Origin of the sequence: Polaribacter sp. (genome assembly GCF_036480315.1) — a bacterium.
Taxonomy (GTDB): Bacteria; Bacteroidota; Bacteroidia; order Flavobacteriales; family Flavobacteriaceae; genus Polaribacter.
The window spans coordinates 29,445-55,003 of record NZ_JAZGGG010000055.1 but is presented as its reverse complement, the minus strand read 5'-3'; the positions used below and the strand labels follow the sequence as shown (position 1 = coordinate 55,003).

30 protein-coding genes are annotated in these 25,559 nt (G+C 29.2%); 18 read left to right on the top strand and 12 right to left on the bottom strand.

Annotation, left to right across the window (positions count from 1 at the left end):
- Positions 1 to 175: 175 nt before the first annotated feature.
- From V3V28_RS11440 to dnaK, 8 genes are all read right to left on the bottom strand, one after another.
- A complete protein-coding gene (locus tag V3V28_RS11440) occupies positions 176 to 2,332 on the bottom strand; it encodes a TonB-dependent receptor (RefSeq protein ID WP_331365151.1) in 2,157 nt (718 codons plus the stop codon).
- A 100-nt stretch (positions 2,333 to 2,432) separates the two neighbouring features.
- The gene (locus V3V28_RS11435; RefSeq protein WP_331365150.1) at positions 2,433 to 2,609 is read right to left on the bottom strand and encodes a GyrI-like domain-containing protein; all 177 of its coding nucleotides are present in this window, start codon (positions 2,607 to 2,609) and stop codon (positions 2,433 to 2,435) included.
- 35 nt (positions 2,610 to 2,644) lie between these two features.
- Complete coding sequence (locus V3V28_RS11430; RefSeq protein WP_331365149.1) at positions 2,645 to 3,061, bottom strand: hypothetical protein; 417 nt, start codon at positions 3,059 to 3,061, stop codon at positions 2,645 to 2,647.
- Positions 3,062 to 3,071: 10 nt separating this feature from the next.
- Positions 3,072 to 3,989, bottom strand: a complete 918-nt coding sequence (locus tag V3V28_RS11425) for an AraC family transcriptional regulator (protein ID WP_331365148.1) — start codon at positions 3,987 to 3,989, stop codon at positions 3,072 to 3,074.
- 351 nt (positions 3,990 to 4,340) lie between these two features.
- On the bottom strand, positions 4,341 to 4,649 hold the full coding sequence (locus V3V28_RS11420) for a hypothetical protein (RefSeq protein ID WP_331365147.1): 309 nt from the start codon (positions 4,647 to 4,649) through the stop codon (positions 4,341 to 4,343).
- Complete coding sequence (locus tag V3V28_RS11415) at positions 4,650 to 5,936, bottom strand: NAD(P)/FAD-dependent oxidoreductase (protein WP_331365146.1); 1,287 nt, start codon at positions 5,934 to 5,936, stop codon at positions 4,650 to 4,652.
- A 65-nt stretch (positions 5,937 to 6,001) separates the two neighbouring features.
- Complete coding sequence (locus V3V28_RS11410) at positions 6,002 to 6,526, bottom strand: hypothetical protein (protein WP_331365145.1); 525 nt, start codon at positions 6,524 to 6,526, stop codon at positions 6,002 to 6,004.
- A 72-nt stretch (positions 6,527 to 6,598) separates the two neighbouring features.
- Positions 6,599 to 8,497, bottom strand: coding sequence for a molecular chaperone DnaK (dnaK, locus tag V3V28_RS11405; RefSeq protein ID WP_331365144.1), 1,899 nt, complete (start codon positions 8,495 to 8,497; stop codon positions 6,599 to 6,601).
- A 247-nt stretch (positions 8,498 to 8,744) separates the two neighbouring features.
- On the opposite strand from dnaK, the gene V3V28_RS11400 reads away from it, so the two are divergent.
- Both V3V28_RS11400 and V3V28_RS11395 read left to right on the top strand, forming a co-directional pair.
- Entirely contained in the window at positions 8,745 to 9,086 is a 342-nt protein-coding gene (locus V3V28_RS11400; protein ID WP_331365143.1) for a DUF2853 family protein, read from the top strand.
- A gap of 88 nt (positions 9,087 to 9,174) precedes the next feature.
- On the top strand, positions 9,175 to 10,599 hold the full coding sequence (locus V3V28_RS11395; RefSeq protein ID WP_331365142.1) for an L-serine ammonia-lyase: 1,425 nt from the start codon (positions 9,175 to 9,177) through the stop codon (positions 10,597 to 10,599).
- Here V3V28_RS11395 and V3V28_RS11390 read toward each other — a convergent pair whose 3' ends face one another.
- Complete coding sequence (locus tag V3V28_RS11390; protein ID WP_331365141.1) at positions 10,600 to 11,247, bottom strand: SanA/YdcF family protein; 648 nt, start codon at positions 11,245 to 11,247, stop codon at positions 10,600 to 10,602.
- Complete coding sequence (gene yaaA, locus V3V28_RS11385; protein WP_331365140.1) at positions 11,248 to 12,006, bottom strand: peroxide stress protein YaaA; 759 nt, start codon at positions 12,004 to 12,006, stop codon at positions 11,248 to 11,250.
- A gap of 206 nt (positions 12,007 to 12,212) precedes the next feature.
- Here yaaA and V3V28_RS11380 point away from each other — a divergent pair, with 206 nt between their 5' ends.
- The 10 genes from V3V28_RS11380 to V3V28_RS11335 all read left to right on the top strand — a co-directional run bounded on the left by V3V28_RS11380 (position 12,213) and on the right by V3V28_RS11335 (position 17,789).
- On the top strand, positions 12,213 to 12,752 hold the full coding sequence (locus V3V28_RS11380; RefSeq protein WP_331365139.1) for an RNA polymerase sigma factor: 540 nt from the start codon (positions 12,213 to 12,215) through the stop codon (positions 12,750 to 12,752).
- 41 nt (positions 12,753 to 12,793) lie between these two features.
- Positions 12,794 to 13,333: a hypothetical protein gene (locus V3V28_RS11375; protein ID WP_331365138.1), complete on the top strand. Its 540-nt coding sequence runs from the start codon at positions 12,794 to 12,796 to the stop codon at positions 13,331 to 13,333.
- Between the two features lie 72 nt (positions 13,334 to 13,405).
- The gene (locus tag V3V28_RS11370) at positions 13,406 to 14,278 is read left to right on the top strand and encodes a hypothetical protein (protein ID WP_331365137.1); all 873 of its coding nucleotides are present in this window, start codon (positions 13,406 to 13,408) and stop codon (positions 14,276 to 14,278) included.
- A gap of 49 nt (positions 14,279 to 14,327) precedes the next feature.
- Positions 14,328 to 14,804: a hypothetical protein gene (locus V3V28_RS11365; protein ID WP_331365136.1), complete on the top strand. Its 477-nt coding sequence runs from the start codon at positions 14,328 to 14,330 to the stop codon at positions 14,802 to 14,804.
- A gap of 10 nt (positions 14,805 to 14,814) precedes the next feature.
- A complete protein-coding gene (locus tag V3V28_RS11360) occupies positions 14,815 to 15,069 on the top strand; it encodes a hypothetical protein (RefSeq protein ID WP_331365135.1) in 255 nt (84 codons plus the stop codon).
- Entirely contained in the window at positions 15,066 to 15,704 is a 639-nt protein-coding gene (locus tag V3V28_RS11355) for a hypothetical protein (protein WP_331365134.1), read from the top strand. The genes V3V28_RS11360 and V3V28_RS11355 overlap by 4 nt, the downstream gene beginning before the upstream one ends.
- A gap of 69 nt (positions 15,705 to 15,773) precedes the next feature.
- Positions 15,774 to 16,100, top strand: coding sequence for an ArsR/SmtB family transcription factor (locus V3V28_RS11350; RefSeq protein ID WP_331365133.1), 327 nt, complete (start codon positions 15,774 to 15,776; stop codon positions 16,098 to 16,100).
- Between the two features lie 11 nt (positions 16,101 to 16,111).
- Positions 16,112 to 16,579: a DUF6428 family protein gene (locus V3V28_RS11345; protein ID WP_331365132.1), complete on the top strand. Its 468-nt coding sequence runs from the start codon at positions 16,112 to 16,114 to the stop codon at positions 16,577 to 16,579.
- A gap of 114 nt (positions 16,580 to 16,693) precedes the next feature.
- Positions 16,694 to 17,128, top strand: a complete 435-nt coding sequence (locus V3V28_RS11340; RefSeq protein ID WP_331365131.1) for a GNAT family N-acetyltransferase — start codon at positions 16,694 to 16,696, stop codon at positions 17,126 to 17,128.
- Positions 17,129 to 17,279: 151 nt separating this feature from the next.
- Entirely contained in the window at positions 17,280 to 17,789 is a 510-nt protein-coding gene (locus V3V28_RS11335) for a hypothetical protein (protein ID WP_331365130.1), read from the top strand.
- 36 nt (positions 17,790 to 17,825) lie between these two features.
- Here V3V28_RS11335 and V3V28_RS11330 read toward each other — a convergent pair whose 3' ends face one another.
- Together V3V28_RS11330 and V3V28_RS11325 are read right to left on the bottom strand one after the other, a co-directional pair.
- Positions 17,826 to 18,866 (bottom strand): RluA family pseudouridine synthase, encoded by a 1,041-nt coding sequence (locus V3V28_RS11330; protein WP_331365129.1) that lies wholly within the window; start codon positions 18,864 to 18,866, stop codon positions 17,826 to 17,828.
- 89 nt (positions 18,867 to 18,955) lie between these two features.
- Positions 18,956 to 19,513, bottom strand: coding sequence for a PASTA domain-containing protein (locus tag V3V28_RS11325; protein WP_331365128.1), 558 nt, complete (start codon positions 19,511 to 19,513; stop codon positions 18,956 to 18,958).
- Positions 19,514 to 19,606: 93 nt separating this feature from the next.
- Between V3V28_RS11325 and V3V28_RS11320 the strand changes: the two genes are divergently transcribed.
- The 6 genes from V3V28_RS11320 to V3V28_RS11295 all read left to right on the top strand — a co-directional run bounded on the left by V3V28_RS11320 (position 19,607) and on the right by V3V28_RS11295 (position 25,525).
- Positions 19,607 to 20,590 carry a D-alanine--D-alanine ligase gene (locus V3V28_RS11320; protein WP_331365127.1) on the top strand — a complete coding sequence of 328 codons (984 nt, stop codon included), beginning with the start codon at positions 19,607 to 19,609 and terminating at the stop codon, positions 20,588 to 20,590.
- A gap of 87 nt (positions 20,591 to 20,677) precedes the next feature.
- A complete protein-coding gene (gene coaD / locus V3V28_RS11315; protein ID WP_331365126.1) occupies positions 20,678 to 21,133 on the top strand; it encodes a pantetheine-phosphate adenylyltransferase in 456 nt (151 codons plus the stop codon).
- Between the two features lie 49 nt (positions 21,134 to 21,182).
- Entirely contained in the window at positions 21,183 to 22,145 is a 963-nt protein-coding gene (locus V3V28_RS11310; RefSeq protein ID WP_331365125.1) for a hypothetical protein, read from the top strand.
- A 4-nt stretch (positions 22,146 to 22,149) separates the two neighbouring features.
- A complete protein-coding gene (locus V3V28_RS11305) occupies positions 22,150 to 23,895 on the top strand; it encodes a M14 family metallopeptidase (protein WP_331365124.1) in 1,746 nt (581 codons plus the stop codon).
- Positions 23,896 to 23,907: 12 nt separating this feature from the next.
- Complete coding sequence (locus tag V3V28_RS11300; RefSeq protein ID WP_331365123.1) at positions 23,908 to 24,414, top strand: pyridoxamine 5'-phosphate oxidase family protein; 507 nt, start codon at positions 23,908 to 23,910, stop codon at positions 24,412 to 24,414.
- Positions 24,415 to 24,421: 7 nt separating this feature from the next.
- Positions 24,422 to 25,525, top strand: a complete 1,104-nt coding sequence (locus tag V3V28_RS11295; protein WP_331365122.1) for a lactonase family protein — start codon at positions 24,422 to 24,424, stop codon at positions 25,523 to 25,525.
- The last annotated feature ends 34 nt before the right edge of the window (positions 25,526 to 25,559 follow it).

Here is a 25,559-nt window from a genome sequence, read left to right as displayed (position 1 = left end):
TTATTCACAAGAATAATACCGAATTGTCGTTTTTTGATTCTGAATTGTATTTTTTATATTATGACCTTTGCTTTTAGACAAGTTTAGCCCAGATTGAAGCATTTGTTTGAGCTCTTTTTTGTCTTTTCTGACAAAAAAAGCGAGTGCTGAAAGCTGGAAATAGCTTCTAAAAATATTACAAATTATCTAATTGATTGGTTTTTTTATTATCACTAATTGTCCAGAAGAAGCCTATAAAAAAGAACCTATCTGCATTTGGTATAATTGCTTGCCTATCGAAATTTCCACTAGGTTCTGCGGTGTTTTTGTAGTTGTAGCCAAAAACATTTTGAGTCCCTAAAACATTGTTTACAGAGAAATATAATATTTTTTGTTGATCAATTAAGTATGCCCAATTTAAACTTAACGAATTGTAGTTTTTAGTTTCATTGTTTAAAAACCCAGCTTCATTTGGATTGGTGTAATTTCTACCAGAAGCAAAATTGTAACTAAAACCAATCTGACTTTTCCAATCTTCTACCCAATGCTTTGCGACCACAGATAAGTTGTGTTTAGAAGCAAAACTTGGTCTTGCTGCTGTAGGGTAGTTTTTGTAATCTCTTTTGGTGTCTAAAAACGAATACGAAACCCAATAATCTGTATTTTTAATTTTACGATCTTGTCTCCAAAATATATCAAAACCTTTTGCATAACCGCTTCCGTTATTATTGAAATTACTGTTAAATATTGGTTGGTTGCTATCATATTTTACCAAACTTTTATAATCTTTAAAGTAAGCTTCAATTCTGAAAATTTGACCTTGTTTTATATGTTGATAATTGGCTATTAAATGTGATGTGTTTTCTGCCTTAAAATCTTGACTGAATTTTAAATATTCGTTTTTTGGGTTTTGATAAAATTGACCATAAGCTAAAGAGAATTGTGAGTTTTTGCCTGATTTATAAGCTAAAGAAAGTCTTGGTGAAATTGTAAACTCATTTAATAATTCTGAATGTTCTGCACGAATCCCTATTTTAGTTGCTAGGTTTTTTGAAAAGAATATATCTGTTTCTGCAAATGAAGCAAAAATGTTATTGTTGAAGCCGTATTGAAACTTATTACTATTATTAGCAGTGTAATCTTCATTAAAATCTGTCATAAAATATTCTGACCCAAAGCTAATTTTAAATCGATTAGAAAACTGTTTTTTTAGTTTCACTTTAAAGTGCATTGAGTTTTCGTTGTCAGTTATTAAATCGTCAATAATTTTTAGGTTAGAATAATCATTTGTGAAACTCATACCTGTTTCAATTCTCCAATTATCTCCAAATTTATTCTTATAAGAAGTATTAAAATAAAGGTTTCTATTTTTTAAACCGAAACGAAATCCATCTACAAAATTAATATCATCTTGTATTAAATCGAAATCAGTATAACTAAATGCGCCATATAATTTTAAAAGAGATTCATTCTTAAACTTGTGTCTGTACACCATTTCTCCACTCAATGCTTGCACAGGTTTTTTCCATGTATTTCTATCTGGAAATGCTGCTTGATATGGGGCTAAATTGATGTAAGACGTATTTACACTAAACGAATTATTACTCCAGATTTGTGTGTTTCCAACGCCTAAACCCAAAGTCATAAAAGATAAATCTGTTTTTTCTTCTACAGGTTCATCAATTGTATTTAATTGTAAAATACTCGATAATGCTTGTCCGTATTCTGCTGAATAACCACCTGTTGAAAATGAGATTCCTTTAAACAAAAACGGTGAAAATCGTCCACGAGTTGGAATGTTTCTTGCGGAAGCAGCATAAGGTGTAAATACACGGATACCGTCTATAAAAATTTGTGTTTCTTCAGCTTCGCCACCACGTACAAAAAGACGCCCATCTTCATCTACTGTAGAAGTTCCTGGAAGTGTTTGTAAAGCGCCCATAACATCGCCTAAAGCGCTTGCTGTTGTAACAATGTCTAAAGGTTTTAAAACAGTAACTTTTGCTTTTTCACCAGCTTCAAAAGTTCCTGCATTTATAACTACTGCATCTAATGAGTTTACATCATCTCTTAATTTTACTTTTAAGTTTTTAAGTAATGAAACATCAGCTGTTTTTATAAAAGGTTCAAAAGAAACAAAAGAAATGACTAGCGTTTGTGTTCCTATTTCTTCAGTTTTAAATGAAAATTCTCCTTTTTCGTTTGTTGAAGTTCCATCATAAGTGCCATCTAAATAAACATTTGCTCCATTTATAGGATTATTTTTTGAACCTGTAACTTTACCAGAAATGGTTGTTTGTGCAATTAATGAAAATTGACAAATTGTAAATAAAATAAATAATATGCGTTTCATCTGTAGTTGTTTTTTGATGATACAAAGATGTAGTGTTATTTAATCTTAAAATAAAAACAAATACCGAGTTGTAATTTTTGAATGATGAGTTGTAGAAAAATTATTTTACTTTAAAACGCAAAACTGTTTTTAGCTTTTCTGTAGGAACTTTTCTGAAATCGGATAAATATATTTCTCTATGAATTTTTGATTGTCTTTCTAAATTTGACTCTTTAGCAAATTGTTCCATAATTTTAAACGATGCAGATTCATCATCAAAAGAACCAATATGAAGCATTTGAATACAGTTTCCTTCTATAATTTTTTCGAATTTTACTTTATCAAATAATGGATTTGATTTTTTTTTTTTGCTTTTTCTATAGCTTCTAAAGCGTATTCTTTAGTAATAAAATTGGGTTGCCTAATCATTAATGTAAAAACTAAATCGTCTTTATTTAATTTGGAATCTTCAGTGTATGTTTTTTTTGCTTCATCAGAAATATCCCAAACACCTTCTAATGGATATACTGTATAATCATAATATCCATTTAGAATTGGGTTTTTCTTTAAGCCCATTTTAACACCATAACAAATAGGATATAATGCGCCAATATATTCTGAAAATTCAGGATTATTAGGGTTTCCTTTACCTGAAATTGTAAAGAAATTATATTCTGGAATATTAACCTGTTCTGGTTTTTCTTTCGGAATATAAACCAGTTTTTCTTTTTTTCTCCATTCGTGTTTCATGGCTAGCAATTTATAAAATAGGAATGCATAAATCTACAATAAACTTATTTTCTGAATGTTCTGCAGCATTATTGTAATAAATTTCAAAAGGATCTATTTCAGATTTTTTGTACCCGTTTTCAACCATAAATGCAAAAGAAGATTCCCATGCTTTTTGAAATTCATAAGGAGTAATTTCTAACCGAGACACAATACATTTTGTAGGACTTAAAATTCTTAAATTTACTTCACCATCAATTTCTATTGGGTCATTTAGAACAATACAAGCGCTCATTCTTAAGTTATCTGGATTGGTGATTTTAGGACTGTCATGATAAATAGTAACCATTCTTGTTTGGTTATTCATCAAACCTTTTGGAGTTGCCCATTTTACTAGTTTATTATAGATACTACCAATTGCTTCCATTTTTCCTTTATGAGAAATGGCAGCTAAATCTAATCTAGGAACTTCTTTAACTACTGTTTTTGCATTCATTTTTAACCAATTTAAAGCGTTATTTATGTTGCAAATATATTGTTCAAAAGTAATCGTTACTTTTCCATTCTTGCTATCAGTTTTGCAAATCTTGCTGTATTTTTCTGGACTTTCTTTTTTGAATTTACTTGGAGACATTCCATAAAATTTTTTAAAAGATTTTGAGAAAGCTGATAAAGAACTAAAACCTACTTTTTCTGCAATCTCCGTAGTGTTTATTTCATTTTGATGTAATAAATAAGCAGCAGATTTTTCAATTCTTTTTCTATTGATAAAATGATGTACGGTTTCACTAACAGCAATTTTAAACAATCTATGAAAATGAAAAGGAGAGAAGTATGCTTTTTCCGCAATAACTTCTAGAGACAGTTTTTCTGATAAATTTGCTTCAATAAAAGTAATTGCAGTATTTAAACGCGCAATATTTTCTTTAGCAATTTTAATAGAATTCATTTTTTAGTTTTTTGAAGATAATAGAATATAAATCCGCTTGCAAAATAAACAATAACATCAACAAAGTCTTTGGTATATCTTGCTATATATTTTGGAAATATAAATTCGAATAATAAACTATATAGAAAACATAAGTATAAAATGATGGGTAAGCTTAATGTATATTTTTTATTGTTTTTAGTCCATTTTAAAACGTGTAAACAGATATAAAGTACAATAGGAATTATAAAAAAATCATTAAAATAGAAACGAATTATTCTTGGTAAAGGAATTGAGAAATATTGAAAAAAATAAATAATAGTTCCTGTTAATAAAGAAAACAGAAAGTAATAAAACAGCGTTTTTTTCATGTTAACCTGCTGCAACCATTGCTATAAACCATGCTAAACCAGCACCAATTGTTGTAACAATCATAATTGCTGAATAAAGAATCCAGCCAATAATTCTATAAAACAAAAAAGGATGCTTTTTTAGACGTTCAGCAAAATTAGGATTCTCTAACTCGTAAATTACTTTATCAACTTCTTTTTGTTTTACTTCAGCAATCTTTAGTTCTCTTTTTTTTGCATCAGAAATTAAGGTATTGCAATTTTCACAATATTCTTTATTGGTGTTAAAAACACCACAATTAGAACACTTTATGATTCTTGTAATACTCATTTACGAAACTGTTTTTTTGTTTTTGTAAGGACGAATTATTAAACGTGTTTCTCTATCAAAACGAATGTAATTATATACCCAATTTAGAAAAACAATGGCTTTGTTTCTAAAACCAATTAAAGAAAATAGGTGTACAAACATCCAAACAAACCAAGCAAAAACTCCTTGAAATTTCCATTTTGGTAAATCTACAACTGCTTTATTACGCCCAACTGTTGCCATAGAGCCTTTGTCATTATAAACAAAAGCTATCAGTTTTTTATTGAATAGTTTGGCTAAAATATTTTTTGCTAATAATCTTCCTTGTTGAATAGCGGGTTGTGCCATCATTGGATGACCATAAGGTTTTTTTTCTGAAGACATACAAGCTACATCACCAACGGCATATATATTTGGGTGTTTTAATACTTGATTGTATTCATTCACTTTTATTCTTTCAGCTCTTTCAATAATGCATTCTGATGTTAAACCATCAATCATTTCACCTTTTACACCAGCTGCCCAAATAACTGTTTCAGCTTTAAAATGATCTTCACCATTTGTTGTTACAGTTTTTCCATCATAATCTAAAACACGAAGGTTTTTCCAAACATTAACGCCTAATTTTATTAGAAAGTCTTCCGCTTTTTCAGATGCTTTTGCACTCATTCCTTTTAAAATACATTCAGAACTTTGAATTAAGTTAATTTGCATCTGGCGGATATCTAAATCAGGATAATCTTTTGGTAAAATTCCTTTTTTCATTTCAGCCAAGGCGCCAGCTAATTCAACTCCTGTAGGTCCACCACCAACAATTACAAAATTCATTAAAGCATTTCTTTCTTCAATATTTGAAGTTAATAAAGCCTCTTCAAAGTTCTCTAAAATTAAACTTCTAATGTTTAGAGATTGTGGAATGGATTTCATTTCCATCGTATGTTTTTTGATATTTGTATTACCAAAAAAATTAGTTGTAGAACCTGTTGCTATTATTAATTCATCATAATCTAATTTCCCTATAGTAGTTTCAATCGTATTTTTATTAGGATTGATTTTATTTACTTCAGCGAGTCTAAAGTAAAAATTATCTACATCGTTAAAACGTTTTCTTAAAGGAAATGCAATAGAATCTGGTTCTAATCCACCAGTTGCAACTTGGTATAATAATGGTTGAAACGTGTGATAATTGTGCTTGTCTATTAAAACAACTTGTAATTCTTGTTTTTCTAATCCTTTTGCTGCAGCCAAACCTGCAAATCCACCACCAATAATTACAACTCTTGGAAAACTAGTTTGTGGAATGTTCATATCAGATTTTGGATTGTTAGATGATTAGAATTTAGATAACAAATTTACGGAAAAGAGATGATTTCTTATTTGAAACTTCTCTTTATTTCTTGCAATGTTTTCTCTGAATTTATAAATTCAGAAATAACTTTAAAACGGATTTCTTCTATTTCTAGTTCAAAATGTTTTGTCCATTTATCATCTTTAAATAAATGTGTTATTTGTTTAATTTTATTTTGAGCTTCTGTAAAAGTGAATGCAAAGTTTATAGAAATCTCTTTTTCAGGTTGAATTTTCACCGTCTTTTCTTCAAAATTAACTTCTATAGAAAAGTTTTTTTCTGATGAATTAATAGGGTAGAAGTTCGCCCATTTTGCAAAACCAATAACTATTTGTTGATTTTTGTAATTTTTATTTGAAATTAATTTCCATCTGCAATTTGCAACACGCCCCCAATGATTCGATTTTCTATAAACACCTTCATCTGCATAAAAATAGCTGCTTTCAGATTTGCTTTTATAATTTGTATTCTCTGGAAATTCAAAGTTGTCAACTTGCTGAAATTCGCAAAAAGTATGTTTAAAAAAATTGGTTTGATTGTAGGTTTTCAAATGAAAGTAGATTGAATTAAAAAACGCAACCAAATTAATGATTGCGTTTTATATTGAGAGTAATTAAATTACTTATTTTACTTCTTCGAAATCTACATCTTCAACATTGTCACCTTGAGCATCTGCTTCTGGTTGACCTTGTTGCGCATCAGCATCAGCTCCTGCACCACCTTGTTGAGCAGCCATCTCTTCAGATGCAGCTTGCCAAGCTTCGTTAATACTAGCTAAAGCAGTATCAATTAATGTTAAATCTTTCGATTCATGAGCAGCTTTTAACTCAACTAAAGCAGCTTCAATTGGTCCTTTTTTATCATCAGATAATTTTTCTCCAAATTCTTTTAATTGCTTTTCAGTTTGAAAAATCATAGAATCTGCTTCGTTGATTTTTTCTGCAGTTTCTTTAGCAGCTTTATCAGCATCAGCATTTTCTTCTGCTTCTTTTCTCATTTTAGCGATATCTTCTTCAGATAATCCAGAAGAAGCTTCAATTCTAATTTCGTGAGATTTGTTTGTTCCTTTGTCTAAAGCAGAAACTTTAATAATACCATTTGCATCAATGTCAAAAGTTACTTCAACTTGAGGAACTCCTCTTTGTGCTGGAGGTAAACCATCTAAATGGAAACGACCAATTGTATTATTATCTGCTGCCATAGCTCTTTCACCTTGTAAAACGTGAATTTCTACTGATGGTTGATTGTCTACTGCTGTAGAAAATACTTGAGATTTCTTTGTAGGAATAGTTGTGTTTGCATCAATTAATTTTGTGAAAACATTACCCATTGTTTCAATTCCTAAAGATAAAGGTGTAACATCTAATAACAATACATCTTTAACATCTCCAGATAAAACTCCACCTTGAATGGCAGCTCCTAAAGCAACAACTTCATCAGGGTTTACACCTTTACTTGGTGCTTTTTTGAAGAATTTTTCAACAGCTTCTTGTACAGCAGGTATTCTTGTAGAACCACCAACTAAAACAATCTCATCTATTTCATCAATTGTTAAATCAGCATTTTTTAATGCAGTTTGACAAGGTTCAATAGTTCTCTTGATTAAATCATCAATTAATTGCTCAAATTTTGCTCTAGATAATGTTCTTACCAAGTGTTTTGGTCCACTAGCAGTAGCAGTAACATATGGTAAGTTGATTTCTGTTGATGCAGAAGAAGATAATTCAATCTTCGCTTTTTCAGCAGCTTCTTTTAAACGTTGTAAAGACATTGGGTCTTCACGTAAATCGATTCCTTCGTCAGATTTAAATTCTTCAGCTAACCAGTTAATTATTTTTTCATCAACATCATCTCCACCTAAATGCGTATCTCCATCAGTAGCTAATACTTCAAAAACACCATCTCCTAATTCTAAGATAGAAACATCATGTGTTCCACCACCAAAATCAAAAACAACAATTTTCTTGTCATCATGAGATTTGTCTAAACCGTAAGCTAATGCAGCAGCAGTAGGCTCATTTATAATTCTTTTTACTTGTAAACCTGCAATTTCACCAGCTTCTTTTGTAGCTTGTCTTTGTGCATCGTTAAAGTATGCTGGTACAGTAATTACTGCTTCAGTAACATCAGTTCCTAAATAGTCTTCAGCAGTTTTTTTCATTTTCTGTAAAACCATTGCAGAAATTTCTTGTGGTGTATATAAACGACCATCAATATCTACTCTTGGTGTATCATTATCTCCTTTTACTACTTTATAAGGAACTCTTTTTGCTTCCTTTGTAGATTCAGAAAATTTATTACCCATAAAACGTTTAATAGAATAAACTGTTTTTGTTGGGTTTGTTACAGCTTGTCTTTTAGCTGGGTCACCAATTTTACGTTCTCCTCCTTCAACAAAGGCAACGATAGATGGTGTTGTTCTTTTTCCTTCTGAGTTAGGTATTACAACTGGCTCATTACCTTCCATTACAGAAACACAAGAGTTGGTTGTACCTAAATCGATTCCAATTATTTTACTCATAATATTTATTTTAATAATTTTTTTAATTCAATTTTACGTTTTCTATTAGTCAAACTGTGTGCCAACCGCTTTTTTGCTTGTAAAATGTCAGTTTTATTTTATTTTTTGAAATTTGTATGTGACATTTTGACATAAATTGAGTCTAAAGTATAGAAAGAAAACAATATTTGATTTCCTGAATTATTTTCATATATTTGGATAGTTCTTTTAGAATCATAATCTTATACTAACAATTAAACAAAAAACAATGAGTAAATTTGACGAAAAAGTAGCTTTATACAAGAAATTTATGGACGATAGAGACCTACGTTCTAATTCAGAATTATTAGCTGCAGTTACAAAAGGTTTAGGACCTTCTATTTATAAAGCGGATGCAGAAACTGTTTCTGGTTCTGATGCAAAAGAATTAGCAACTGTTAAAAATAACTTTTTAATCAAAAAATTAGGTTTAGCTGACAGTAAAGAATTAGATGCTGGTATTGAAGAAGTAATGGAAAGAATTGGTAAATCTGAAAGAAAAAAATATAGAGCAGTAGTATACTATATGCTAATGAAAAAGTTTGATAAAGAATCTGTTTACGGATTCTAATCTTTATCTTTTTATTAATATAAAAAAATCCAACTCAATTGAGTTGGATTTTTTACATTTACGGCAATTATTTTAATCAATTTTAAGAATGTCGCAATTTATTAGTGTTTTTGATATGTTGAAGATTGGTGTAGGTCCATCAAGTTCACACACTTTAGGTCCTTGGCGTGCTGCCGAACAGTGGATTTCTAAATTAAAAGAAACAAGTCTTTTAGATAAATTAGATGCTATAAAAGTAGATTTATATGGTTCTTTATCACTAACAGGAAAAGGGCATGCCACTGACGTTGCTATCTTATTAGGTTTAAGTGAAGCAGACCCAGAATATATTCCTATTGAAGATGTTGTTATTATAGTTGATAGAATTAATACGCAAGAAGAAATTTACTTTAAAGGAGGAAAAAAAGTTGCTTTTCCTAGTAACTCAATCAAATTTAATAGAGAGTTTTTACCATTTCATTCTAACGGGATGACTTTTAGAGGTTTTTCTGAAGGAAAAGAAATTTCAACAGAAACTTATTTTTCTATTGGTGGCGGATTTATTGTACAAGAGAATGACCATTTAGAAGAAGAAATAGAAATAACCAAAAAGAATTTTCCTTATCCTATTAATAGAGCAATTCAGTTAGAAGAATATTGTGAAAAAGAAAATTTACAAATATCTGATATTGTTTTTAAAAATGAATTAGAGTTAAGATCTGAAACCGAAATTGATTTTGAGCTGAATAGAGTTTGGGAAACCATGTTAGAGTGTATGTATATTGGTTGTCATACAGAAGGCAAACTTCCAGGAGGTTTAAATGTAAAAAGACGTGCTTTTGATACGCATGTAAAATTGATAAAAGATGCAGCCTATTCTAATCAAAAAGAATGGATTACAGCAATTAGAAGTGGAGAAGTAAAGTTTAGAGAAATTTTAAAATGGGTAAGTTGTTTTGCACTTTCTGTTAATGAAGTAAATGCAGCTTTAGGAAGAGTTGTAACTGCACCAACAAACGGAAGTGCGGGCGTAATTCCAGCAGTTTTAATGTATTATTTGGTAATTGAAAACCATGAAGCTGACTTTGAGCAAATTAAAAAATTCTTATTAACTGCTGGTGAAATTGGAAGTATTTTTAAGAAAAACGCAACCATATCTGCAGCTATGGGTGGTTGTCAAGCAGAAATAGGTGTTTCCTCTGCAATGGCAGCAGGAGCTTTAACAGAATTATTAGGCGGTTCTGCCGCACAAGTTTTATCAGCAGCAGAAATAGCAATGGAACATCATTTAGGTTTAACCTGTGATCCAATTGGAGGTTTGGTACAAGTACCATGTATAGAACGTAATTCTATGGGTGCTATTAAAGCGATTCATGCAGCAGAAATTGCATTAGAAACGAATCCAAAAGAAGCTTTAGTACATTTAGACAATGTAATTGATACTATGTGGGAAACTGCAAAAGACATGCATAAAAACTATAAAGAAACTTCAGAAGGTGGTTTGGCTATTAATGTAGGTATGGCAGATTGTTAGTTATATAATTTCAATTTTTTCTCCTAAAAATTTAGGTTGTACATTAAATAAAATATCAACAAAAACTTTAACTCTAGCTAAATATTCTCTTAATTGTACTTTTAAACCATATCTACCAGAAATTCCTTTTGCATTAAAACCAATTGCTTTAATTTTAAAGTATTCTGCTAAATAAATGGCTCTTTCATTATGAAACTGTTGTGATATAATTGTCACAGAATTTTGATCGAAAATTTCTTTAATTCTTACAACAGAATCTAAAGTTCTAAAACCGGCATAATCTAAAAATATTTTATTTTCTGGTATTCCTGCTTTTACAAGATCGTTCTTAAAATCTGTAGGTTCATCATAACTATTAGTGCTATTGTCTCCACTAATTACAATAAATTCAATTTTGTCAGATTTAAATAATTCAATTGCGGCTTCTAATCTATATTTATAGTATAAATTTATTCTACCGTTTCTTAAGGTTTTAGAAGTTCCTAAAACAAGACCAACTTTATTTTTTGTAATGTTTTCTGTCTTTGAAAAGACTTTATTTTGCCCATTTTTTTGAATCAATTTATTAGACATAAAGATGCAGAAAATAGAAAGTAATAAAAAAGCGAAAGTTGCTTTCAGTAATTTAATGATCGTTTTCTTTTTCATCTATCTCGTAAAAACCAAATCATTACCTGAAGACATTTCTTCAGAAAAACGATATTTATCAACATTAAAACCTTTTAAACCATCTATGGTTTTAATATTGTTTTCTATAATATAACGTACCATTAAACCTCTTGCAATTTTAGCATACGTCATTATGGTTTTATATTCTCCGTTTTTAAAATCTTTAAAAACAGGAGTAATCATTGGTACTTTTAAAGTCTTTTTTGGCAAGGCTTTAAAATATTCTGCACTTGCTAAATTTACCAATAATTCATTATCATCTAACTCTTCATTTAAAGAATTAGCTAAATCTTCATTCCAAAATTTATAAAGATTTTCTGTTCTGTCAACTTTTAGTCTGGTTCCCATTTCTAAACGATAAGGCTGAATTAAATCTAAAGGTTTTAATAAACCATATAATCCAGATAAAATACGTAATCGTTCTTGTAATATTGGTAATTTTTCTTCCGCTAAAGAATTTACATCAATTCCTTGAAAAACAGCACCTGTAAAAGAATAAATAGCCTGTTTAGCGTTTTCTTTTGTAAATGGAGTTTCCCAAGCTTGATTTCTTTCATGGTTTAAAGCAGATAAATCATCAGAAATTTTCATTAAATCAGAAATTTTCTTTTTTGAAAGTGTTTTTAGTTTTTTATTCAACTTTATAGACTTGTCTAAAAAACGAGGTTGTGTATGTAGACTTGTAGGCACTTTACTTTCAAAATCTAAAGATTTAGCTGGAGATATAATGATTTTCATTTGATGAAATTGAAAAATTAATTGATTGCAAAAATTAAAATATAAATGTACAAAGGATTGCAAAACATTTCAAAGAAATAAAGGAGTTAATATTGATAAAACTATTTAAAAAATTGATAGAAATTTTGAAAGTTGTTTTTTTCTATAAATAAATCAAACTATTTAATTTATCTTGGGTCAAAGAATAGAAATCAACAAACCAATACTTGAGTAAAGACGCTGAACTTGTAAAAAAGTTAAAAGATTCTACACTAAAAGATAAAGCTTTTAGTGAGTTGCTTAACGTCTATCAAGAACGTTTGTATTGGCATATTAGAAAAATAGTTTCAACTCATGAAAATGCAGATGATGTTTTACAAAATACGTTCATCAGAATTTATAAAAGTATTTTAAAGTTCGAAGAAAAAAGTAGTTTACATACATGGATGTATAGAATTGCTTACAATGAATCTATTCGTTTTTTAGAGAAGAATAACAAAAAAAGGTATGATAATATTGATGAAGTTTCTGATTCTAATTTAGAAGCTTTATTCGAAGATGAATATTTTGATGGAGATGAAGTTCAAATAAAATTAAATAAAATTATTGATGGTTTTAAAGAAAAACAGAAAAGAGTTTTTCAAATGAAATATTTTGAGGATATGAGTTTTAGACAGATTTCAGAGATATTAGATGTGTCTGAAAGTACATTAAAGTCAACTTATTATTCAGCTGTTAAAACAATAGAAGAAAAAATATTTTTATAAATCCAAACTATTTACAAAAAGTTGGGTCTAACTATTATATTATGGAAAAATCAACAGAAAATAACAACAAAACAAGCTTTCTAAAAGAAGGCTTAAAAGGTGATATTTCTAAAAATCATAAAAAACATTTAGGAACAACTATTCCTGAAGGATATTTTACGAAATCTAAATTGTCCATTTTAGACAAGATAAAAGAGAATTCTATTACAGAAGTGCCAAAAGAAACGAAAAAACAAATTGTTTTTTGGATGCAACCTCAATTTAAATATATAGCTGCAGCTTCTTTGGTCTTTATTTTGAGTTTAACAATCTGGTTACAAAATGCAGATAATAAAATTGAAAATGAAACGAATATTGAGTTTCTATCTTTTTTAGAAGATGATGTTTTAATTAACTCTTTATTAGTAGATGATTCTGAAATGGATTTGTTTGCAGACAACACTTTAATTAATGAAATAATGATAAAAGTTGAAATTTCTGAACAAAAAATGGATGATTTATTTTTAAATTCTTTACTTATAGAGGACTCATTAGTAGATAATTACATTAATGATGGTTTCGTTGATACAATTATTTTATAAAATTTTTCAAACTATTTTATAAAACGTAGTTCTAAATAAATAGAAACAATTATTAACTAAAAATTTACAATTATGAGAACTACAATTTCAAAAGAAAGCATTCTAAAATCGAGTGTATTATTTTTAACAATTAGCGCTTTTATTTTATCAGCTTTATTATTTACTTCTTGTTCAGAATCAGAAGGTTTAGATATTTCTACTAGTGATGAGGTATTAATTTCACAAATAGAAAGTGCTGCAAGAACAGTTGTAGACACTAGTAGTTTACCAACTGCAACAACTACAGCTTTTAACGGAGATTTATCAGACAGTTTTGTAGAAAGTGTTGCGTTAGCTTCAGGTTTGGGTTATAAAGTGTCAATTCTTACAGACAATGAATCAAGATCAGAAGTAAGTAGCGATGTTTTCTTTACTACAGAAGGAAGACAATTAGCAGATTCAAACGAAAGAAGAAAGAAAAGAAGACATAAATGTTTTCAATTTGTATTTCCTATCGATTTTATAATGCCAGACAATACGTCTATCACTTTAAATGAAAAAGCAGATTGGATGTTAATTAGAGAATGGTATACAGCAAACCCAGATGCAACTGAACGTCCAGAATTAGTTTTTCCTGTAGATTTAACTTTAAAAGATGGAACAGTTCAAACTTTAATTGATAGAGGTGAATTAAAAACAATTAAAGATTCTTGTAAAAAAGGAAAAGACAAAAGAAAATGTTTTAAATTAGTATTGCCAGTTAGTTTTACAATGGAAGATGCAAGTATAATTACAGTTACAGAAAGAGCCGATTTTAAATTATTAAGAGAATGGAAAAAAGCAAATCCAGATGCAACTGTTAAACCAGCATTAAATTACCCTGTAGATATTGTATATAGAAATGCTACAACTGCTACTATTAATGATACTACAGAAATGCAAGCAGCTAAAGATACTTGTAATTAATAAATAGTAACTTTGTACTTTAGAGGTTAAAGAGTAAAATATAAAAAAAATGAAATTAAAAACCATCATATATACAGTTAGCTTTATGAGTTTGATGTTATTTAATACAACACTTTTTGCTCAAAATTCTAACTTCGATTTAATTACCAAGGAACTTACAAAAGAACAGCGAGATTTATTACAGAAGGAAAGAGAAGTAATGAAAACAAATCGTGATTCTTTTAAAGCAACGCTTACAAAAGAGCAATTATCTATTTTAAGAGATAAAACTATTTCTAAAAATGAAATTAGAAAACGTTTGTTATCTACTTTTTCTAGAACACAAAAAGATTTGGTTAGAAATCAACAAGTACGTTTAAGAAAAACGAGAGATAATTTTAGAAAAACGCTTACAGGTGAACAACGTAAGATGCTAAAAGAGCGAATAGATAAAATTAGAAAGGCAAAAGATAGAGGAGAATTGAGAGATGGCCCTAGACAAAACGGTACTAAAGACGGAAAGAAAAGAAGAGTAGGGGGAAATTAGTTTTAAAAATATGACAGATCCTTTTCAGGAAATTAAAACAACTATAAAAGTTTTTGGGTTGCTATTTTTTACAATGGCAACCTCTTTTTGTTCATATGCGCAAGAGAATAATGATGTAGACGGTTTATTAGATGAACTTTTTTTTAATGATCAACAGTTTTTAGATGAATTGATTGAAAGTAATTTTTCTTATATACATCAGTTTCTTATAATAGTAATACTTTTTTTTCGGGAAGAGATTCTGATACAAATCAGTTTAATATGATTTCTCAAGTATCTTATTATCATTTCTCTGGATTTAACGCAAGTATTTCGGGAATTTATTACGAAACTTTTGCTCCAAATTGGGATTTTATAAGTGTTTCCGCTGGGTATTTTAATACTATTGATAAAAAGAAAAATATTACTTATAATTTAGGTTACACAAAATACTTTTATTCTGATGGTTATGATGGTTTTACCAATTCTATAGATTTAAGCTTAGGGATGAGAAATAAAAAAAGAACTTTAGGAACCAATGTTTCAGCTTCCTATTTATTTGGATCAGATGAAAGTTACCAATTAGTTTCTAGTAGTTTTGTTAATTTAACATTGAAAAAGACCTCAAATTATGCATTACGTTTAAGACCAAGATTAAACTTTATAATTGCAAAACAAAATATTACAATTAGTAGAATTGTATCAGTTGCTGGTAGCAGCGTACTTAGAACATTTAATTTTGATGTATTCGATTTATTAAACACACAATTAAACATACCACTTTCTTTATCGTTAAAATCTTGGGATTTCGAATTAGGTTACAATATAAACCTACCTAATGCTTTAGTAAATGAAAGTGATCTTAAAAACACAAGTTACTTCAATCTTTCTATTGGTTATTTATTTGATCTAAGTAAATAATTTAACTTTTTTATACAAAAGCACTCTTCTTTTACTCATTAATCGTTATATTGCAATAAATAAATTAATATGGGTTTAACGAAGTCAGAAATATTTACAGAAGAACAAAATGAAATCGCAGCAATTGCAAAAGTATTGGGTCATCCTGCAAGAATTGCCATTCTAGAGTTTTTAATTAAACTAAAATCTTGTGTCTGTGGAGATTTAGTAAAAGATATAGGTTTGGCACAACCTACAATTTCACAACATTTAAAAGAATTAAAAAAAGTAGGAATTATAAAAGGAAAAATTGAAGGGACAAGTGTTTGCTATTGTATTGATCAAGACAATTGGGATAAAATAAAAAACACATTGGGCAAATTTTTAAATAAAAACTCAACAGGAAGCTGTTGCTAAAAACAAATAACATGAAATTATCAGAAATTAAAAGTCATTTAAAAGGTTTAGAAAAAATAGGATTTCAATTACCAAACGGAGAATTAGTAGCATCTCATTTTCATGTTACAGAGGTTGGTAAAATAACCAAAGATTTTATAGATTGTGGAGGTAAAGTTAGAAGTGAATCGGTTATCAATTTTCAACTTTGGGAAGAAAACGATTACGATCATAGATTGCACCCAGAAAAATTAGTGCATATTATTGAGCTTTCTGAAAAAATTTTTAAGTTTGATGATTTAGAAATTGAAGTTGAATACCAAGGAAAAGAAACCATTGGTAAATACAATTTAGAGTTCGATGGAACTAACTTTTTGTTAACCTCTAAACTTACCGCCTGTTTAGCAAAAGAAGCTTGTGGAATTCCTGTTGAAAAAACAAAAGTAAAAATTGCGGAAGCTGTCAGTTCTTGTTGCGACCCAAGTTCTGGTTGCTGTTAGTAGCAGTTTGTTTCTTAAATAAAAGCCGTTTAGATATTGCAATATAAAAGTTACCTTACGGGATATCGACAATAAAACCTACTATATAACGAGTTAGTAAAAATACTTATATAAGTGAAAAATGTAATTCTTGAAATTAAACAAATTACTTCCTCTGAAACTTTACCAATTAGACACAAGGTTATGTGGCCAAATGAACCGATAGAGTATGTTAAATTACCAAATGATGAAAATGCAAGACATTTTGGTTTATTTGTAAATGGAGAAGCCTCATCAATAATATCCTTATTCATAGAGAATAGTGAGGCACAATTCAGAAAATTTGCAACATTAATTGAATTTCAAAGATTAGGATATGGAGCAATTCTATTGAAGAGTATAATTGATTTAATACAAAAAGAAGGAACTAGAAGGTTATGGTGTAATGCCCGAGTAGAAAAATCAAAATTCTATGAGAGGTTCAATTTAAAATCTACAGATGAAAAATTTATAAAAGGTGGAATTGAATATGTAATTATGGAAAAAAAAATTGTTGACATTCGTATATAATAAATAGAAATTATTAAAAATAACGCTCTAGTCTTAAGCTAGATTCCTACTATTTTTCTTTAATCATTCTATTTCTTTAAAATTAATATTATTTAATACAAACAAAGAAACAGATTGTGGCTATTAAGAAAAACATTATAACAAACCTAATATGAGTAATAGTTCAAAAGTAAATAATTCAACCATAGAGCTTAAAGACTTCGATTTTCTCATAGGAAAATGGACAGTAATAAACAAACGTCTAAAAGAACGTTTAAAAAATAATACAGATTGGATTGAGTTTAGTGCTGAAATGGAAACAAAACCATTTCTTAATGGATTAGGATTAATGGATGAAATGAAATCTTCTCATTTTGGAGATGAATTCATTGGGTTTAGTATTAGAATGATTAACCCTCAAACAAATATTTGGAAAATATATTGGGCAGATACTTCAGCTCCAGAAAACTATTTAAAAGAGCAAGTAGTTGGCGAATTTAAAAATGGAATTGGAGAATTTTTTGGAAAGGAACAATATCAAGGAAAAGAATATAAATTAAGATTCACTTGGATAAAGGAATCAGAAAATACTGCAAAATGGGCACAGGCATATTTCGATGAAAAGAAAAATGAATGGGAAACCAATTGGACAATGGAATTTACAAAAGAAAATGAAGAATAAGTAAATCCCACTACATCTATAAATAACAAATAGAGATTACTCCAATTCTATATCTTTAGAATTCTCGCTATACGTTCTCCACTTCTCTAAACATTCTGTAATATCTGTAGGTACTTCAGAATTAAACTGCATAAATTTACCCGTAGTTGGGTGTGTAAAACCTAACGTTTTGGCATGTAAAGCTTGTCTTGGTAAAGCTTTAAAACAGTTTTGTACAAACTGTTTGTATTTTGTAAAAGTAGTTCCTTTTAAGATATCGTCTCCACCATAACGTTCGTCATTAAAAAGTGTGTGACCAATATGTTTAAAATGGGCTCTAATTTGATGTGTTCTACCTGTTTCTAATTTACATTGTACTAAAGTTACATAGGTTAAACGCTCTAAAACTTTATAATGTGTTACTGCATGTTTTCCAAAATCACCATCAGGAAAGACAGCCATTTGCAAACGATTCTTTAAACTTCGTCCAATATTACCTTCAATTCTGCCTTCATCTTCTTCAACATGTCCCCAAACCAAGGCATAATACAAACGCTCTGTAGTTCTATCAAAAAACTGTTTAGATAAGTTTGCCATGGCAAATTCAGTTTTAGCAACCACTAATAAACCACTTGTATCTTTATCAATTCTATGCACCAAACCTGGTCTTTCGTTAGAATTTGTTGGTAAATTTTCAATATGATGTATTAAACCGTTCACTAAAGTTCCAGAATAATTTCCATGACCAGGATGTACAACCATTCCTGCAGATTTGTTTACTACAATTACAGCGTCATCTTCATATATTATATCTAAAGGAATATCTTCAGCAACCAATAAATTTTCTGCTGGAGGATAAGATAAAACAACCCTTACAACATCTTTTGGTTTAACTTTATGGTTCGATTTTACAGCAACATCATTCACTAAAACATTACCAGCTTTTGCAGCTTGTTGTATTTTACTTCGGGTTGCGTTTTCTACAAAATTCATTAAAAATTTATCTACCCTTAATGGTTCTTGACCGTCACTAGCAGTAAATCTATGATGTTCGTATAAATCGTCATTTTCTATATCTTGAGGTTGATTTTCTTGCAAAATGTACTTTTTAAGTTTTAAAATGACAATCGTTTAGATTCTCAAATTTTAAATGTTTAATTTTTTAGTTTTGAATACTAAATACTGATTTAATTTCCTCGTCCATCACCTAAGACCATATCTATAATAGAGTTTAACGGTAACTTATCTCCATGGTTTAAAATTTTTCCATTATAACGTAAACCTCTTACAACATCTTTACCAATATCTCTAACTAAAGTTGGGTTTGTGCCAATATTAAAACCAATAGAACGTAAATGAGAAGTTGCTTGTCTTTTTGTTTTACCATTTAAATCTGGGATGGTAACATCTCTATATTTAGACGGATTTAAAGTCAAATAAATCTTACGCTTTTCTTTTACAAAATCACCAGCTTCAGGTGTTTGTTCTATTACAGATTTTTTTGGATAATCAGGATTAAAACTAGCACTGTCAATTACTTTAAAGTCTAAATTTAACTCCTTTAATTTACGTTGAACTTCATCTAAAGATAATTTTTGTAAATCTGGCACCTGAATTTTCTGACTGTGATTAGTAGAAACTCCTAACCAGTATTTTAAGATAAATATAAATGCTAATAAACAGACAATTGCAATTGCAACTTGTTTAAAAAACGATTTACTTTTTAGAAATTGAACAATACTCATTTTTTTATTTTTAGAACACACAAAGATATAAAAACTAAACGTTGCTATTTCTATATTTATTTTGATAAATTTGTTTAATTATTTTTAAAATTAATGAAAAAGAATATCGCAATAGTTATGGGTGGTTATTCATCCGAAGTAAACATTTCTCTAACAAGCGGAAATGTGGTTTATAACCATTTAGGTAAAGAGAAATACAATTCTTTTAGAGTACATATTCTAGAAGAAAAATGGGTTGCTTTAGATGATGATTCTAAAGAATACACCATCAACAAAAACGACTTTTCTTTTCTTTTGGGTGATAAAAAAATCACTTTCGATTGTGTTTTTAATGCAATTCATGGTAATCCCGGAGAAAACGGAGCGCTATTAGCATATTTTAACTTGATTAATTTAAAGCATACTTCTGCGCCTTTTTATCAAATGGCATTAACATTTAATAAAAGAGATACGTTAAGCGTTGTAAAAGAATACGGAATAAAAACAGCAGTTTCTATCTATTTAAATAAAGGCGATGTTGTAGATTTAGATAAAATAATAGCAAAAGTTGGTTTGCCTTGTTTTGTAAAACCAAATAGCGCAGGTTCTAGTTATGGTATTTCTAAAGCACATACAAAAGAAGCAATCTTACCAGCTATTGAAAAAGCATATAAGGAAGATTCAGAAATTTTAATTGAATCTTTTTTAGATGGTACAGAAGTTTCTGTAGGTGTTATTCAATATAAAGGAGCACCAAAAGTTTTACCAATTACTGAAATTGTTACAGAAAATGATTTCTTTGATTATGAAGCAAAATACGAAGGAAAATCGCAAGAGATTACACCTGCAAGAATTACTGTCGAAGAAAAGGAGAAAGTAGTAACGGTTGCTAAAAAAGTGTATGAAATTTTAAACATGTCTGGTTTTTCTCGATCTGAATATATTTTAGTGAATTGTGAACCACATTTCTTGGAAATGAATACGGTTCCCGGCTTAACGGAAGAGAGTATTTTGCCTCAACAAGCACAAGCTGCAGGAATTTCATTAAAAGAACTATTTGATAATGCCATAGTTAGTTCCCTCAATACCTTTAAATAATGGAGTTTTAATACTTTTATTTTAAGATATTTCTCTATTTTTATCAATTATTAACCGCTATACTTCAATAGTATAAAAGAGGGACAAATGAAAAGAGCAATTTTTCCAGGATCTTTTGATCCAATAACAAAAGGACATCATGATATTATTACGCGTGGCGTAACATTATTTGATGAACTTATAATAGCTATTGGTGTTAATTCAGACAAAAAATATATGTTCTCATTAGAACAGCGTAAAAAATTCATTGAAGATTCTTTTAAAGACAATCCTAAAATTAAGGTAGTTACTTATGAAGGTTTAACAGTACATTTTTGTCAAGAAAATAATGTAGATTTTATTTTAAGAGGTTTAAGAAATCCTGCTGATTTCGAATTCGAGAAAGCAATTGCACATACAAATAGAGATTTAGCACCTGTTGAAACCGTTTTTCTTTTAACAGCAGCAAACACTTCATACATATCATCATCAATTGTTAGAGATGTAATTAGAAATAATGGAGATTATACAAAGCTAGTTCCAGAGATGGTTAGAGTTAATTAATAACAAAACACAACTAAAAATCATAAACAAACAATCAAACAATATAACAATGAAAAAATTAATTAGTTTAACAATTTTAATGTTGGTTGCTTTTACCACGTTTTCACAATCTAATTCTTATTATAAGCCTGGTGATACTTTGTATTACCAAAATAATAGAGCTACTTATTTAAAGACAAATGTTCTTGTAATTATTAAAGAGACAAACGTTGATAATAATAATTTTAATGTTGAAAAACATCTTTTTGATACTGAAGCTAACAAATTTTTTTTAGACTCTAAATTCACAACTAATGGTTTGCAAGAGTTAAAATCGAATGGAGTTTTTAAATCATTTTATAAAAATGGTAAAATTGCTTCAGAAGGAGAAACTGTAAATGGTAAAAAAGGAACAGGGATTTGGAAATATTATTATGATAATGGCAAAAATAAATCTGAAGAAAAAAAATCGAAAAAAACGCTAGCGAATGATCAAAAAGTGGATTTAGTAATGAGTTTTTGGGATAAAAAAGGAAATCAGACTGTAGAAAACGGAAATGGTTTTGCACAGTTTATAGATGAAGAAGGAACTTTTGTTAAAGGAAGCTTTAAAGATGGTTTTAAAAATGAACTTTGGATTGGTTATGATGGTAAAGTAAAAAAGTACGAAGAAAACTATAAAAAAGGAAGCTTATCTAAAGGTACAAGTTGGAATGCAGCAGGAGAAAGCTTTACTTATAAAGAAGTAAATACACCAGCTTACTATAAAAAAAGAGATAATGGTTCTGTAAGAAAATACGTTGGTAAAAAATTCAATTCTAATATTGCAGGTGTAAACGGAGTTATTTTTGTAACATTTACAGTTACAAAAGAAGGAGATGTGAGCAATGTAAATGTAGAAAGAGGTTTAATACAAAGTTATAATTCTGAAGTTACAAAAATATTGTCTGAAATGTCTGGTTGGACACCAGCTCAAAAAAGAGGACAAAGTTTAGAGTCTAATTATTCTTTAAACTTAAATTTTAAAGGATAATTTTATGAAAAAAATAGTTGCTGCATTAATTTCATTACTTATTTTTTCTTGTAATGATTCTCCTAAAAATTCGAAAGATTTTACAACTATTTTCGAAAAATCAAACGGAACAGAAACACCAACTTATAAAGATGTTATTAGTTATTATGAAGAAATCGCTGAAGAATATTCAGCGATTTCTTTGTTTTCATTTGGGCAAACTGATTCTGGTGAACCTTTACATTTAGTTGTTTATAACCAAGAAGGAATTTTTAATGTTGAAGAAATAAAAAATTCTTCAAAAAATAAAATTTTAATAAATAACGGAATTCATCCAGGAGAATCAGACGGAATAGATGCTTCTATGATGCTGGTAAGAGATATTGTACAGAATGATTCTCTAAAAAAAAAGTATAAAAATTCTATTATTGCAATTATACCTGTGTATAATGTTGGCGGTTCTTTAAATAGAAATTCGCACACCAGAGCAAACCAAAACGGACCCAAAGCTTATGGGTTTAGAGGAAACGCTAGGAATTTCGATTTAAATCGAGATTTTATAAAACAAGACACTAAAAATGCAGCTGCTTTTGCAGAGATTTTTCATACAGTAAATCCAGATGTTTTTATAGACAATCATGTTAGTAATGGCGCTGATTATCAATATGCAATTACACACTTATTTACGCAACATAATAAATTAGGCGGAAGTTTAGGAGCGTTTTTAGAAAATGAAATGCGCCCTAAATTAGAAAAATCATTACAAGAAAAAGGAATTGCAATTACACCTTATGTAAATGTTTGGGGTAATACACCAGAAGCAGGTTTTTCTCAATTTTTCGATTCCCCAAGATATTCTACTGGTTATACAACATTGTTTCATACTCTAGGTTTAATGGTGGAGACGCATATGTTAAAACCATATAAAATTAGAGTAGAACAAACGTATGAATTATTGTTTTCTACTTTAGATTTAACCGAAGAAAATTCAGTACAGATTAAAGAGTTAAGAAAAAAAGCTGTTGAAGAAATCTTGGCTAAAAAAACCTATCCAATTGCATTTAAAGCAGATAAAGAAAACCCAACAGAATTACAGTTTTTAGGATACGAAGGCGAATATATAGATAGCAAAGTAACCTCAGGGAAACGTTTGTTTTATGACCGCACGAAACCATTTACAAAGCCTGTAAAATATTACAACAATTTTGTAGCAACCAAAGAAGTTGAGATTCCAAAAGCATATATTTTACAACAAGGTTGGCATAAAATTGTAGAACGTCTACAAAACAATAAAATAGAATTTAGAGAGCTAGAAAATGATACTACAATTACGGTTGCTGTAAATCATATCAATAATTATAATACACGTAAAATGCCTTATGAAGGACATTATTTACATTATAATACATCAGTTTTACAAACAACAGAAACGGTAACGTTTAGAAAAGGTGATTTATATATAGATACAAATCAAAATGGTGTGTGTTATTTGTTAGAAACATTAGAAGCAGAAGCTACTGATTCTTTTTTCAATTGGAATTTCTTCGATACTATTTTACAACAAAAAGAAGGATATTCTGGTTATGTTTTTGAAGATGTTGCCGAGCAGTTTATAAAAGACAATCCAGTAATAAAAGTAGCTTTCGAAGACAAATTAAAATCGGATGCAGACTTTGCAAAAAATCCGAGAGCGCAATTAAACTACATTTATAAGAAAACGCTTCATTACGAAAAAGCACATTTACGTTTACCCGTTTTTAAAGTTCTTTAAATTATTTTGTTCATGAAATTTCTATATATTTTCTTACTTGTAGTTTTTTTTTCGAATTGTGATACTGCAACAAATCAAGTAAAAACAGATTTAAAAGAAATTGCAAATGAGATAATGATTGATGCAAAAAACTGCGCATTAATTACTGTAGATTCTCTGGGAGTTGCAACTGTAAGAGCTATGGATCCTTTCTTACCAGAAAACAATTTTACTGTTTTTATGGCAACAAATCCTAAAAGCTTAAAAGTGCAACAGATTAAAAATAACAACAAAGTAACGTTGTATTATTTTGACTCAAAAAGTATTAGTTATGTTACATTACAAGGAATTGCAACCATTGTAAATGAGCAAGACAAAAAAGAAAAATATTGGAAAAAAGAATGGCAGAATTTTTACAAGAATAGAACTACAAACTATGTATTGATAAAATTTGTACCCAACAAAGCAAATATAATCAGTGAAAAATATAATATATTGGGTGATTCTATCACCTGGAAAACACCACAAATAATTTTTTAAAACATACATGAAAAACACAATCGTATTATTTGCATTTGCAATTCTTTTTAGCTGTCAGAAATCAAAAGTGAAAGAAGAAATCGCTACCAGTTTTTATGTAGGAACGTATACCCAAAAAGAAAGCAAAGGAATTTATAAATATTCACTTTCTTCGGAAGGAAAACTAAAGAAAATAGGATTGGTTGCAGAAGTTTTAAACCCTTCTTTTTTAACCAAATCGAATGATGGAAAAACTTTGTTTGCAGTTGGAGAAACAGATGATAACGGAACCGGTTTTATAAGTTCGTATACTATTACTAAAGATTCTTTAACCTTATTAAAGAAGCAAATTACTGGCGGTGCAAATCCGTGTTTTGTAGCTATTAATGATGAAAATTATGTGTTGGCTGCAAATTATTCTGGTGGAAATGTAGGTTTGTTAAAAGCTACTGAAAACGGAGAGTTATCAGCATTATTAAATGTGCAGCAACATGTAGGTAAAGGAACTACTGATAGACAAACAACACCACACGCACATTCGGCTTGGTTTCATCCCATAAGAGATGAGGTTATTTCCGTAGATTTAGGAACTAACCAACTTTGGTTTTCTATCATTGATACTGTTAAAGACGAATTGGTTTTTACCAATCAGAAAACGTTGAAAATGGCCGATGGAGCAGGGCCAAGGCATTTAACATTTCATCCGAATAACAAATGGATTTACGTTTTAAATGAACTAAACAATACGGTCTCACTAGTAAAAGAAAAAGACGATACTTATTTTGTAGAAAGCTCCATTTCTACATTGCCAGAAGACTTTACTGAATTTAGTGGCGCTGCAGATATTCATATTCCTAAAGACGGAAAATTTTTATACGCTTCTAATCGCGGACATGAATCCATTGCTATTTTTAAAGTAAATCCAGAAAATGGAGCGTTAACAATTGTAGCGTATCAATCGGTTTTGGGTAAACATCCAAGAAATTTTTCTTTCTCTCCAGATGAAAAATTTATATTAGTAGCTAATAAAGATACAGACAATATTGTTTCCTTTAAACGCGATGCTAAAACAGGAAAACTAACTTTTGTAAGTGAAGTTGCGGTTTCTTTGCCTGTTTGTGTTTTATTTTAGGGTGATTAATAAATAATCTTAAACGAAATTAAAT